This is a genomic window from Nonomuraea sp. NPDC049309, from assembly GCF_043196965.1.
GTDB classification, from domain to species: Bacteria; Actinomycetota; Actinomycetes; order Streptosporangiales; family Streptosporangiaceae; genus Nonomuraea; species Nonomuraea fastidiosa.
Genome location: NZ_JBICSH010000001.1, coordinates 878657 through 891227, shown reverse-complemented (window position 1 = coordinate 891227; position 12571 = coordinate 878657). Strand labels below are relative to the sequence as shown.

Sequence of the window (12571 nt, the reverse complement as noted above, 5' to 3'; positions counted from 1 at the left end):
CCTGCCCGGAGTGGGGTCTCATGGGGCGGGGCGAAGGGCTCCGGCTTCGATCAGCCGCGGAACCACGTGATGGCGAACCGCCGGAGCCAGCCGAGCCTCATAGCCGTCACGCCCATCGGTCCATCCCAGCGCGGCGAGCTCGGCGGCAGGCTCAGGGCGTCCGGCGAGCGCGGCCGTGAACACCGTCATGCGCATCGGCACACCCTCGAGCGCGGCCACGTCCTCGACCTCGCAGAACAGCTCCGGATCGCGCGGCGCGACGCCGAGCTCCTCCTTCAGCTCCCGCACCAGGGTCTCCTCCGGGCTCTCCCCGGCCTCCGGCTTCCCGCCGGGCAGGTAGAACGTCCCCGGCGCGGCCTTCTTGCTGACGACGAGCAGCCGCCCCTGATCAACGACGGCCGCCGCCACCACCCGCATCACACCCCGATCGAACACGCCCGCCAGTATGTCAGCCCGACCAAAGCCCGGCATCGGGGCACCTGTTCAGCGGGCTGTTGACGCAACACTCCATGCCGGGTTCGCACACGTGCCGATCCCAAGATGCGGAGTGGCCGAGATCTCTGATGACCAGCAGATATGCCCCACCCCTCATACCTGACGTGGTGCGACGGCCCGGAAGCCGAGGATGCGCTGCTCCGGATCGGCGGACTGCCTGACACGATCGCTGACCGCACCATCTTCGAGACGGTCACGGCGGCCTCCGCCGCGCGCCCTGAAACCACGGGGCCGCTTACGCGGGAAAGCCGGGGCCCAGGGACCCTCGGCCCGGAGCCGAACGGGTTCCAAAGTTCCCGCCTGTCGTTGCCGGCCGGGCTACGAGCGTGTTCCGGAACGCGAACGGGGATGCACAGATCGTCCACACCGAGTACGGCCGGCTCGTCACCGTCATAGACCCATGCGACCCGGAGGAAGAGGACGGCGACGAGGAACCCGCGGAACTCGCGCTGCGCTGGAAAAGCGTCGCCGAGGCGAATGAGGACTGGCGGGCGGGCCCGCTGCGCTGCGGATACGCGGCGAGGCGGCTCATTCATCGCACTACCTGACGAACGGGCTCAGCTTCGATGGGGCCATCGAGCGGATGCGTCAGGGTGTGGTTGTCGGGGATGGCTCGGGGGTGCCGTTGGGCCAGAGGCAGGTCGAGGTGGCACCGAGGGTGAGTACGTTGCCGGCCTCCACCCCAATCGCCATGAGAAAGTCGTCGGGTCGAGAGTGCCCATAGAGCTGTAGACCATTTTCGTGCTCGACGGCGATGTAATGTCCTTCCTTCTGCCAGTAGGCCTTGACGTCGGCTACCACCTTTCGAAGCGCATCCTCGGTTTCAGGTAGTCCTCGTAGGTAGTATTCGCGACTGACCTCTACCGGGTGGCGGAGGTCAGTGCTCCCTGGAGGAGAGCAGGTGCCGTCGATGAGGCTGGGCCTATAAAGCTCGAGCCGGGGCTTCGGACGGATGACGCTTACCGTTCCGTTCACGAGCTGATCAATGCGGCTGAGCGCCTGGGCCTTGGTTATCGTAGGCTTGTTAGATGACGGGTTCATGGCTCCCCCCGGACCTGTGCCGGGCGCGCATCCGGCAACCAGGATTACTGCTGCGGCGATAAACCAGACGGTCCGGAGCATCTAGTCTCCCGTCGGCGTGGGTGAGAAATGCGGAGTAGGCATCGGCTGAGATGGCGAAGGTGGTGGCGGCTTCGGCGTCGGCAGCAGCGTCACCGAATCGTATCGGCCGGTGATGATGAATCCCATGTTTCTCAGGGAAGACGAGCGCCGAATCCAGTAGCTGGAGTGAGCGTCAAAGCTGTAGCCGGTCCACCCGGCAGGCGTAGGGTCGACGACAAAGCGGTTCGCGCCGAAGGCGATGTTGCTGGGGTCGGTCCCGAAAGGGCCTTCGCCGTTCGGCAGCCAGGGATGCAGGATGCCCGAGATCGGGTGCCGTACGCCGCTCATCCCGAGATGGCCAAGATCGGCGATAGGGTCTTGCGGCGACTCGCCCACCCACACATGCTTCACCCCGAGATCGCTGGCCTTTGCCGCCATAGTGCCAGGGCTTCCCAGCAGAATGAGTTGGTCGGCGAATGTTCCTTTCCTCGATTGGGCGGCTATGCCGGTCACCACGCTGCCATAGCTGTGGCCCAGAACGGTGAAGCGAGGCGTTCCGGTCGGCTGGTGTGTTGCGTGCAAACCGTCGAGGAAACCTGCCAGCGGACCCGCTCCGTCTTCGGCGAGCTTGGGCGATGCCACTGACGAGTCGGCCCAGAGAACGCTGGCGTCAAGTTGCGGTGCCTTATAGCCAAGCCAGACGATCGAAGCGACTTTTGTGTCAGGAGAGGAGCTGCTGGACTGGTCCCACAGCATTGCGGCGCGCTTTGCGTCACCGCCGATCCCCTCCAATGTGCTGCCGGTGCCCGGTACGGAGGTGACCACTGAGTCCGCCTTATCGGGGTCGCCGAACGAAATGGCCGCCTTACCGAGCCCGGCCACATCGACCTGAAGCAGAAGGGCCGGCGGGCGACCCTCGATTCCGCCCAACGCCAGGCTTTTCTCGATGGCCGCGATCTTGCGTAGCTCCTCCTCCAGCGCATCCAAGTCGAAGAGCAGCCGAGACTGCCATGCCCCTCCCTTCATGTTCTCTGTCATCTCGCGCAGTTCCGCTAACTGCTTGTCGATCACGCTCTTACGCATGCCGAGATAGGCGCGGTTCGCGCTGTCGCGGGTGGCGGCGGGTACGCCGTTCAGTGAGCCGACCAGCCGGGGCTCGGCGTCGATGAGGCGTTGGCGAGCGGCCGGGTCGAGCATCTGCCACCAGGCGTGGACGCGGGCGGCGAGGGTGGGGTCCTTGCCGGTGTTCTGTGCCTCCACCACCTTTTTCAGCGCCGCGGTGTCGCCGTTCGCGGCGGCGGCGAGGAGGCCGCCGACGCCGTCCGGATCGGGTGCGAACCCGCCGAACAGCCCGAAGCCGAGCAGGGCCGCGTTCGCCATGGCACCGTCGGGGCGCTGCTGGAGCACGGTCAGCCGCCTGCGCAGGTCGGCGGCCTGCCCTGTTGCCCAGGTGCCCACAGCCGCGACTTGTTGGGCGGGTACGGGGCTGACGCACACCGAGCCCAACGCTGCGGAGAGCCGGCTTCCTGCGGCGGGCAGGTCGTGTCCGGCGCGCTCCAGGTCGGCCACCATGCGGGTCATGACTCCCACGTCCATCCCCGAGAAGCCGCCGCGTGTCGACGTGCTGACCGGAAGCGCGGTCGCCAGTGATGGAGCGGTGGCGTTTCCGCCCTGGGCCCGGATACGCTCGACGATCTGCGCTGCCGCGGTTTCGAGGGCCCGCTGAAGCCGGGTGCGCTGGTCCTGGGTGGCCTGGGTGAAAGGGGTCGCACCGCCGCCGACCCAGGCGTGGGCCGCCATGTGGCGCAACGTGGAGTCCAGCGCGCCGATATGATCGCCCGCCAGCCGCACCACGCGACTGAGGGCCTCTTCTAGACCGGTCGTCTCGCCCGCCACAAATCCTAAGATGTCACGCTTCGACAACATTCGTCCGCACGGCATGCGTACTTGTTATGAGCAGCACCCGTGATGCGGTTTCGGACCTTAGCAGGACCGCGCACAGCGCCCGAACTCCCACGGTGACCTCGCCGCTTGTAAATGCGTATATATCCGGATATGGGCGCCCGGCGGCGCATCGCAGTTCATCGTGCGTCGCTCCTTTTGCCCGGGCTGCAGATATGGTCGCCAGGGCGTGGATTGAGGTGTCACCCTCCGCGAGATTTGAGGCATTCGAATGTCGCCGCTTGGTCGGCATCTCCTGTAGATCAAGAACGGCTGTGGGTGACGTCCTGGACCGGGTTCGGTGCGTCGGCCACGATGAGCGCATGGCTGACAGCGGGACGGCGGGGACGGGAGGCGGGGGAGTGGGGTCGCGTTTCAATTGGACGGCGGTGAGTGCGATCGCGGGTTCGATTGCGGCTCTGGTCGCGCTCGTCGCCTACCTGAGGCCGTCGGTGACATCTGGGACCTCCGCCCCGACTCCGCCCCCGGGCGTCACCGTGATCGAGAGCCCGACCCCGGCTCCATCTCCTTCGGGAGAAGTCCCTCGACCACCGCCAACACAGGAGGGTCCGCCGACTGATGACCCGACGCCCGAGCCTGCTGCACCTACGCCGTCACCTCGTTCGCGCGAGGTGCGAAGTGCCGAGCCGACGCCGGCATCCGTCCGGCCCGACGGTTGCGACCAGGCGGAGGCGGCCTTGGCCGGATATCACAGGAACGCCGGGACCGGCCGCGGCGGTCAGGCGGCCGCGGCTCAACGGGCGTACCAGGAACTGATGGGGGCGGGTCTCCGCGCGGAGGAACCTGTGGCGGCGAAGATCAGGCGGCTGGCCGCTGAGTTCCAGGAACTCAACTTCCGCCTGACCGGCATGACCGGTGGCGACCCCGATCAGGTGATCGCGGATATCAATACGGACATGTCGGGGCTCTACGCGATGTGTCACGCCGGTTGATCGAGCGGCGGCGGCAGTCGTCCGGTCGCGTACGGCCTCCGAGGGGCGAAGGCCTCACAACGTGTGAAAGTTTCATGGGCGGCCGGGCTTGACCTGGGGCTGTCAGGAGGGCTTGCCCGTCGCGGTTTCCATCTCGCGTACACGGATCTACGGTGGCTCCACCTCCCCGCCGGAACCCGGCTGCTGTTCGCCGGACGACTGTCGAAGCGCTTCGACAGTCGTCCGGCGACACCGTCGGACAGGTGCCGGCGGGTGGACCCCAGCGGAAAGGGAGACCATGTTCAGCAAGCTCCGCCTCCTCATCCCCGTCTCCGTGATCGTCGCGCTCGTCACCGTGCTCGCCCAGCCGGCCCAGGCCGCCGTCTGGTCGTCGTCCGACCAGTGGGGCACCTGGACCAACGGCGGCTACACGCTCTACAACAACATCTGGGGCAGCGGCGCGGGCCCGCAGACCATCTGGGCGAACTCGTACAGCGACTGGGGCGTCTGGGCGAACCATCCCGACACCGGCGGCGTCAAGTCCTACCCCAACGCCACCAGGAACGTGAACCGCCGCATCAGCTCCCTCGGCAGCGTGACCAGCCGGTTCGACGTGTCGGTGCCGAACGCCGGGGCGTACGCGACCGCGTACGACATCTGGTGCGACGGCCACACCTACGAGATCATGCTCTGGATGAACAAGTACGGCCCGGTCGGGCCGCTCGGGTCGTACCAGACCAGCACCTCGGCCGGCGGCCACTCCTGGGACGTCTACCGCGGCTCCAACGGGTCCAACCAGGTGTTCTCCTTCGTCCGCCAGGGCAACGCCTACGCGGGAACCGTGGACATCAAGGCCGTGCTGACCTGGCTGCGCGACAGGAACTGGTTCGGCGACGTGACGCTGGGCGACGTGCAGTTCGGGTACGAGATCACCTCGTCTAGCGGCGGCCTGGATTTCCAGACGCGGAGTTTCTCGGTGTCGGTCGGCTGAGCTGGTTCTAGCGGCCCGGCGGCCTGGAGTCCGTGAAGCTCTCGATGTTCAGCATCGGCAGCAGGCCGGTGATGTCCAGCAGCCGGGCCAGCACTCCGTGGACGCCCTTCAGGTGCAGCGAGCCGCCCCCGTGCCGCAGGTCGACGTGCAGGTGCTCCAGGGCGCGCAGGCCGCTGCTGTCGATGAACGTCAGCATGGTCAGATCGAGCACCACCCGGTCACCGGGTGAGGCGTGCTCGCGGACGTATTGCTCGAACACGGCGGAGTTGGTCAGGTCCACCTCGCCCAGCACCGTGATCACCAGGCCCGCGGCGTGCCGGCGGTGTTCGAGGGTGAGGGGCGATGCGGCGCGCGCCAGGCTGCCGCCGGGCCGGTGAGCGATGTGAACGTGCATGGCGTCCTCCCGGGCGAGGTCGGTCCGACGTTCGTCTCAGGCTCTGCAGCCTAATGCGCGAATTGCAATACCGGAAGTGCTGTTCGTATGATTTTGGGCGATGGCCTTGAGTTCCCCCGCTGCCTCAGGTCCGGTCCTCAAGCGTCTCTGGTGTCCGGGCGTCCCTGCGTGCGAGAACCGGGTTCGGGACCCGTCCGGGTGGGGAGCGCGCCGTGAACCACCTGATCTGGTACAAGTAGAGATTTCGTGAGCACGTCCGCGAACCGACCCAGCTCCTGGACTTTCCTGACCAACCACGCCCGCGTGCTGGTCGAGATCGCGCGCAATCCGCGGGCGCGCGTCCGCGACATCGCCGCCGGCATCGGCATCACCGAGCGCGCCGTCCAGGGCATCGTCTCCGACCTGCAGCAAGCCGGTTACGTCACCATCGACCGCGTCGGCCGGCGCAACGAGTACAGTCTCAACCTCGACGCCCGGTTCCGGTACCCCACGGAGGCCGACCTGCCCGTCCGCCTGCTCATCGACATGTTCACCCAGCACGACATGCCGGACCCGGGAGAGACCGCCCCGGCCAAGGAGGAGGCGAAGGCCGACGAATGAGCCCACGCCGGGCAGCGCCGCCCGGGCTTCAACGAACGGGCTTCAACGGACGAGAATCGACGGGCACGCTTCAGCGGGCGGGCATCGACGGGCGCGCTTCAACGGGCGCGCTTCAACGGGCGCGCTTCAGCAGGCGGGCTTCAACGGGCGGACGTCCGCAGGCGGCGCGTTACGACGGCGCCGCCTCGATGGCCGGTTGCGCGGCCGCCGGAGCGGGCAGCCGCAGCGCGGCTAAGACCGCTTCCTCCACGGTGTCGTGCACGTGCAGCACGGTATGGGCACGGGTGATCCGCATCATGGCCGCGAGCCGGGGATGCGGCGCGGCCAGGCGCAGGGTGCCGCCGTGCTGACGGGCGAAGGCGTGCGTGTTGAGCAGGACCCGCAGCCCGGCGCTGCCCAGGAAGTGGGCGTCGCTGAGGTCGATCACCAGGTGCTCATGGGGCGTGCGGCGGGTCGCGCGCAGCCGCTGGTCGAGCAGTACGGCCGTGACGGCGTCGATCTCGCCCGCCACGGAGATCACGCTCACCCCGGGCAGCCGCTGCGTGGCGAACGTCAGTTCCGGCACGGGCACCTCCCCCCACCACGAGAAGTTCGCAGCCCTACGGTAACGGCGCGGAGGACGGCCGTACAGGGGTATGCGAAGGCGCACTCGAAGGTAAATTCAGGGGGCGGCCGGAATGGCCGCGGAAGCGGTGCGCGAATGTTCCTGAGGTACAAAAGGGAGGACCCGGAAACGTTCGTTTTACCAGCACGCGGATTCCCCATGTAATCGCCTGCCCAGGCTGTGGGGAACCGATGTCCCTCGCCGGATGGTCACGGGTTCTCTTGCGAACGACCAAGGTTTCTTGATCATCTTTGTCGGGGTGGCGCGCGGCGTCGCGGCTGGGGCGGTCTTACTTTCTTTCTTGCTTCCTATCGGGACGCGAACGAAAGGAAAACACATGCTCCGTCGTACTGTGTCAGGCGCTTTCGCTCTGACGGTCGCCGGTCTCATCGCGGCTGCGGCTTCTCCCGCGCAGGCCGAGTCCACGAGCCCGGCCGACTTCTACGACACGGCCGCGGCCATCATCAACTCCGACGGCAGCCTGAACAACGGGACGAACGTCGTGCGGTCGTGGCGGGCAGGCACTGGCAAGTACTGCATCCAGCTGAGCCACCACGTGTCCGCGCCCCACACGCTCATCCAGCTCACCCCGCGCGAACCGCGGAGGCTGCCGAGCATCGCCTACCGTAACCCGTCCGCCACCTGCTGGCGGCACAACACGATCACCGTCAACGTCCACAACACCAGCACCGGCGCGCTCGCCGACGGCGGGTTCGACCTGCTGGCGATCTGACGTTCCGAATCCGAAACAAGCGCGCGCCGCCGATGAGCTCCGCAGGGAGCGCACGGCGGCGCTCGCGCGTCCGGGCCGAGCCGGCCTTTCCCGGCTGCCCCGGGCCCGTGCCTTGGCGACCCCGCCCCGCGCCGCCTCGGGCCCCCGTCTTCCGACCGCGTGCGCGTGAAAGCCGTGACCTGCTCGCGACCCCCGAGCGCGACACTGTCTTACGACGTCCGGCCCGCCCCGCGCATCACCCGCCGTTCGCCTCGGCCTGCGAACGTGTCGCCGTGCAGCGCAACGGCGCCGCAGTCGCGAACGGCAAGGAAGGTGATCGCGTGGCACTCCCCGGCCCGGCCCCCTCCCCGGGACGGACCCCCGCCTGGCGCTACGCCGTCGGAATGCTGGGCACCTCCATCCCGATCAACATGATCAAGGGGTCGATGATCCTCTTCTACGTCGACATCCTGGGGCTCGACGTGCGCGCCTACGGCGTGGTGATGGTGATCTACGCGGTCATCGACGCGATCGACAACCCGGTGCTCGGCCACCTGTCGGACCGCACCCGCACCCGCTTCGGCCGCCGCCGCCCGTGGCTGCTGGTCGGCGCGCCCATGCTGGCCGCCTGCATGATCGCGTTCTTCTTCGTGCCGGAGTCGCTGGAGGGCATGGGCCTGCTGCTGTGGTTCGCGGTGTTCGCGATCCTGTGCGAGGCTTTCGACTCGATGCTGAACGCGAACTACGGCGCGCTGCTGCCCGAGCTCTACCCGCGCGAGCGCGATCGCGCCGTCGCCAACAGCCTGCGCCAGGGGTTCCAGCTCGTGGCGCTGGTGATCTCGCTGGCGGTCACCCCGCTGCTCACCACGAAGGTGTTCGGGACCGAGACCTCCACCCAGGGCTTCAGGACGACCGCGATCATCTACGGCGTCGTCGCGGCCGCCGTGATCGTGTTCATGGCGCTGAGCGCCCGCGAGAACCCCCGCTACGCCACCCGCGAGCGCCCGCTGCTGCTGCGCAGCGTCCGGTCGATCCTGCGCAACCGGCTGTTCTGGACGGTCGGGCTCACCGGCGCCTGCTACGGCGTCGCCATGGCGCTCGTGCTCTCCGGCATCCAGCTGTACGTGCGCTACTCGCTCGGCCTCCCCGTCAGCCACAGCCTCTACCTGCAGGGCATCGTCATCCTCGTCTCGGCCGGCGGCCTGGTCGCCTGGACGCGGGTCGTGGCCCGCCGCGGCGCGCTGTGGACGTGGCGGCTGGCGTTCGCGGTGCTCGCGGCCGGCTTCGCCGCCCTGTTCTTCGCCACCGGCCTGGTCACCGCGATCGCCGCGGGCGTGCTGGTCGGCGCCGGCTGGTCGGGCATGCTCGCCACGAACGACCTCATCGTCGCGCGCGTCCTCGACGCCGACGCGGCGCGCAACGGCGAGCACCGCGAAGGGCTGTTCCTGTCGGCGTTCGGCTTCTTCGGCCGGCTCAACGGCGTGGTGACCGGGCTCGCGCTCACCTCGCTCGGCGTGTTCTTCGGCTACAACTCGGGCGACGACCCCGGCGGCGATCCCGGGCTGGCGTTCCGCGTCTACCTGTGCGTCTATCCGTTCGTGCTGACCGCGATCGGCGCGGTGGCCGCCCGCTTCATCTCCGTCCCGATCGAGTCGCCCGCCGAGCAGCAGCCGGAGGTGGAGCAGCCGCAATGAGCCGCCGCGTCGTCATCACCGCCGACGACCTCGGGCGCGAGCCCGGCACGACCGAGGTCATCGCCTCCCTGCTCGCCGAGGGACACATCAGCGCGACCACGCTCATCTGCGTCTCGCCGGAGGCAGAGCGGGCCGCGCGGCGGATGCGGGAACTGGGCGTGCTGCCGCGCCTGCACATCACGCTCACCAGCGAGCGCGGGGTGCCGCGCTGGCGGCCGCTCAATGGCGCGGCGAGCCTCGCCGGCCCCGACGGCACGCTCACCGACGACCCCTTCGCCTTCGCCGCGCGCGGCCAGGCCGAGGACGTCATCGGCGAGGCCGGCGCCCAGCTCGCCTGGATGCGCGAGCGCGACCTCGCGCCCGTGGCGGCCGACTCCCACGCCGGCACCGTGTACGGCCTGCACGGCAGGTCGTTCCTCGCCGAGACGCTCCAGTGGTGCGCCCGCCACGGGCTGGCGTTCCGGCTGCCCCGCGACCCGGAGCCGTACATGGGCGGGCCGCTGCCGCCGCCGCTCGCCGCCGCCCACGAGAGCGCCGTCGCGCTCGCCGACGCGCTCGGCGTCGCCCTGCCGCAGACGATCGCCACCAACCGCCGCACGGCCGCCGACCTCGGCGCGTACGAACGGCTCCGCGACGATTACCTGCGCCGCCTGGCCGATCTGCCCGAGGGCACCAGCGAGCTGTTCCTGCACCCCTCCCGCGAGGACGCCGTCACCGGCCCTGACGGCGTCGTGCGCACGTGGGAGGCGCGGCTGCTGCGCGACCCCGTGTGGCACGCGGCGCTGGAGCGCGAGGACGTCGAGGTCGTGCCCGGCTGGTGGAGCTGAGCGGGGTCAGGAGAACCAGTTCGCGCCGACCTCCTGAATCGTGTCGGCGCCCTTGGGCACCAGCACCGCCTCGCTCAGCACCTGGTTGACGTGCTGCGTGTCGTTCAGCATGGCGAACAGGAAGAACGAGCCGCCGTCGGCCGTGGTGAAGCCGTAGTTCGCTCGTCGTCCACGCGCTCACCCTGGCGTTCATGGCCGTGGGGTGCTGGATCATCTGGGCGAACGCCCGCCTCGCCGTCTGGCGCGAGTCGCTGCTGCGTGGCGAGGAGGCGCCGGGACGCTCCGACGCGCACACGCGGATCGGCGCCACCCTCGGTCCGGCGGGCACCCCGTCCGGCGCCGACGCCGGCATGGGCACGAAGGGCCGCGGGCTGGGCGCGGTGCTCGGCCTGCCGGTCCTCGCTCCGGTGCAGGCCGCCGCGCTGCGCGGGCAGAGCGCGGCGGAGATCCGGGCGGCCGCCCGCGACCGTACGGACGCCCCGGACCCGGGGACGGGCTGCTCACCGCCGAGGTGTCCGAGCGCATCGACGCCGAGCTCAGCGCCCACTTCGCACGCGCGATCAAGGGCTTCGGGCTGATCTCGTGAGGCGTCTCGCCGAGCGACCGGCGGCAGGCCGTGCAGCGCCCGAGGGGCGACCCGGGGGCGGCGCTGATCGCGTCACCGGGGGACGGGGAGCGGGAGATCGCGCAGCCGGGGCTTGTGGATCTTGCCGGAGCCGGTCTTCGGCAGCTCGTCCACGACGTCGACGTACACCGGGATCTTGTACGAAGCCAGCCGCGACCGGAGGAAGTCCCGCAGCTCTCCGGCCGTGACCTGGGCGCCGGGGCGCAGGACCAGGAACGCCCGGCCCACCTCGCCCCACTTGGCGTCCGGAACGCCGAGCACGGCCACCTCGGCGACGGCCGGATGCTCGAAGATCGCCGCCTCGACCTCGGCCGGATAGACGTTCTCCCCGCCCGAGATGAACATGTCCTTGACCCGGTCCACGATGTACAGGTGGCCGTCCTCGTCCAGGACGGCGACGTCGCCGGAGTGGAACCAGCCGTCGGGGGTGAACGCGGCGCCCGTCGCGTCGGGGTCGCGCCAGTAGCCGGGCGTCACGTTCGGCCCCTGGATGAGCACTTCGCCCGGTTCGCCCGGCGGGGCGTCGGTGCCGTCGGCGCGCACGACCCGTACGTCGGCGAAGAACACCGGCACCCCCGCCGAGCCCACCTTGCGCGCGCTCTGGCTCGCCTCCAGGAAGGTGGCGCCTGGAGCGGTCTCGGTGAGCCCGTATCCCTGGCAGAAGACCAGGCCGCGCTCCTGGTACGTACGGATCAGCGCGGCCGGCACCGACGCGCCCCCGGCCATGAGGTGGCGCAGCGACGACAGGTCCGCATCCGGCCACCGCGGCGAGCGGGCGAACGCGGCGAACATCGTGGTGACCCCGAACATCCAGGTGATGCCGTGCTCTTCGATGAGGTCGTAGCAGGCGTCCACCTCCCACGACGGCATGAGCACCGAGCAGCCGCCCTTGAGGAAGGTCGGCAGCAGGGTCTGGTTGAGCGCGGCGACGTGGAACAGCGGCGCGCTGATCAGCGTCATCTCGTCGCTGGTGACGTCCACGCCGAGCAGCAGGTTGTAGCAGTTCCAGATCAGGTTGCCGTGGGTGAGCACGGCGCCCTTGGGCCGCCCCGTCGTGCCGGAGGTGTAGAGGATGAGGGCGGGGTCGTCCAGGCGTACGGGGGTGTCGATCGGGGTGGGGTCGCCCTGCGCGAGCCAGTCGTCGTAGTGCCGCTCGCCGGGCCCAGGGTCGGCGAGCGCGACGATCTCGCGCGGGCGCGCCGCGTCGCCGGGCAGCGCGCGGACGACCTGGGCGCACTCGGGCGCGTAGACCAGCACGTCCGCGCCGGAATGGCGCAGCATGTACGCGACCTCGGGCGCCGCCAGCCGGAAGTTCAGCGGTACGAAGATCGCGCCCAGCATGTGGGCGGCGAACATCGTCTCGACGAAGGCGACGTGGTTGCGGCCGAGGTAGGCGACCCGGTCGCCGGGCCGCACCCCTGACGCCCGCAGCTGCGCGGCCAGCCGCGTGGTCCGGTCGTGGACCTCGGCGTAGGTGACGGTCCTGTCGGCGAAGATGAACGCGGTCCGCTCCGGCGTCATCCTGGCCCGGCGGGCGGGCCAGCATCCCAGTCCGGCGTTGCGCATCGGTGTTCGGCCTCCTGTCGGCGGGGGATGGCCAGGATCAGGTGGAACAGGCCAGGGGATCGGTCAGGGGTCGGGGACGGCGGTGTTCT

General features: G+C 69.5%; 14 protein-coding genes. 8 read left to right on the top strand and 6 right to left on the bottom strand.

The window, feature by feature from the left end; all coding sequences use genetic code 11:
- Positions 1-18: 18 nt before the first annotated feature.
- Positions 19-471, bottom strand: a complete 453-nt coding sequence (locus tag ACGFIM_RS04285; protein ID WP_378788650.1) for an NUDIX domain-containing protein — start codon at positions 469-471, stop codon at positions 19-21.
- 350 nt (positions 472-821) lie between these two features.
- Between ACGFIM_RS04285 and ACGFIM_RS04280 the strand changes: the two genes are divergently transcribed.
- Complete coding sequence (locus ACGFIM_RS04280; protein WP_393194358.1) at positions 822-1043, top strand: hypothetical protein; 222 nt, start codon at positions 822-824, stop codon at positions 1041-1043.
- A gap of 40 nt (positions 1044-1083) precedes the next feature.
- On the opposite strand, the gene ACGFIM_RS04275 is transcribed toward ACGFIM_RS04280, so the two are convergent.
- Both ACGFIM_RS04275 and ACGFIM_RS04270 read right to left on the bottom strand, forming a co-directional pair.
- Positions 1084-1617, bottom strand: a complete 534-nt coding sequence (locus ACGFIM_RS04275; RefSeq protein WP_393194355.1) for a hypothetical protein — start codon at positions 1615-1617, stop codon at positions 1084-1086.
- Positions 1618-3492: an alpha/beta hydrolase gene (locus ACGFIM_RS04270; RefSeq protein WP_393194352.1), complete on the bottom strand. Its 1875-nt coding sequence runs from the start codon at positions 3490-3492 to the stop codon at positions 1618-1620. It lies immediately after the preceding gene.
- A gap of 851 nt (positions 3493-4343) precedes the next feature.
- Between ACGFIM_RS04270 and ACGFIM_RS04265 the strand changes: the two genes are divergently transcribed.
- Both ACGFIM_RS04265 and ACGFIM_RS04260 read left to right on the top strand, forming a co-directional pair.
- On the top strand, positions 4344-4490 hold the full coding sequence (locus tag ACGFIM_RS04265; RefSeq protein ID WP_393194349.1) for a hypothetical protein: 147 nt from the start codon (positions 4344-4346) through the stop codon (positions 4488-4490).
- Positions 4491-4767: 277 nt separating this feature from the next.
- On the top strand, positions 4768-5460 hold the full coding sequence (locus ACGFIM_RS04260; protein ID WP_393194346.1) for a hypothetical protein: 693 nt from the start codon (positions 4768-4770) through the stop codon (positions 5458-5460).
- Between the two features lie 7 nt (positions 5461-5467).
- On the opposite strand, the gene ACGFIM_RS04255 is transcribed toward ACGFIM_RS04260, so the two are convergent.
- Complete coding sequence (locus ACGFIM_RS04255) at positions 5468-5854, bottom strand: STAS domain-containing protein (protein WP_393194343.1); 387 nt, start codon at positions 5852-5854, stop codon at positions 5468-5470.
- A gap of 246 nt (positions 5855-6100) precedes the next feature.
- Between ACGFIM_RS04255 and ACGFIM_RS04250 the strand changes: the two genes are divergently transcribed.
- A complete protein-coding gene (locus ACGFIM_RS04250; RefSeq protein ID WP_393194340.1) occupies positions 6101-6454 on the top strand; it encodes a helix-turn-helix transcriptional regulator in 354 nt (117 codons plus the stop codon).
- A gap of 169 nt (positions 6455-6623) precedes the next feature.
- On the opposite strand, the gene ACGFIM_RS04245 is transcribed toward ACGFIM_RS04250, so the two are convergent.
- On the bottom strand, positions 6624-7019 hold the full coding sequence (locus ACGFIM_RS04245) for an STAS domain-containing protein (protein ID WP_393194337.1): 396 nt from the start codon (positions 7017-7019) through the stop codon (positions 6624-6626).
- A gap of 376 nt (positions 7020-7395) precedes the next feature.
- On the opposite strand from ACGFIM_RS04245, the gene ACGFIM_RS04240 reads away from it, so the two are divergent.
- The 4 genes from ACGFIM_RS04240 (at position 7396) to ACGFIM_RS04225 (ending at position 10869) form a co-directional block, all read left to right on the top strand.
- Complete coding sequence (locus ACGFIM_RS04240; RefSeq protein ID WP_393194334.1) at positions 7396-7791, top strand: hypothetical protein; 396 nt, start codon at positions 7396-7398, stop codon at positions 7789-7791.
- 320 nt (positions 7792-8111) lie between these two features.
- Complete coding sequence (locus tag ACGFIM_RS04235) at positions 8112-9464, top strand: MFS transporter (protein WP_393194331.1); 1353 nt, start codon at positions 8112-8114, stop codon at positions 9462-9464.
- Positions 9461-10291 carry a carbohydrate deacetylase gene (locus ACGFIM_RS04230; RefSeq protein WP_393194328.1) on the top strand — a complete coding sequence of 277 codons (831 nt, stop codon included), beginning with the start codon at positions 9461-9463 and terminating at the stop codon, positions 10289-10291. The genes ACGFIM_RS04235 and ACGFIM_RS04230 overlap by 4 nt, the downstream gene beginning before the upstream one ends.
- Before the next feature lie 191 nt (positions 10292-10482).
- A complete protein-coding gene (locus ACGFIM_RS04225; protein ID WP_393194325.1) occupies positions 10483-10869 on the top strand; it encodes a hypothetical protein in 387 nt (128 codons plus the stop codon).
- 80 nt (positions 10870-10949) lie between these two features.
- On the opposite strand, the gene ACGFIM_RS04220 is transcribed toward ACGFIM_RS04225, so the two are convergent.
- Positions 10950-12482 carry a long-chain fatty acid--CoA ligase gene (locus ACGFIM_RS04220; protein WP_393194322.1) on the bottom strand — a complete coding sequence of 511 codons (1533 nt, stop codon included), beginning with the start codon at positions 12480-12482 and terminating at the stop codon, positions 10950-10952.
- Between the last annotated feature and the right edge of the window lie 89 nt (positions 12483-12571).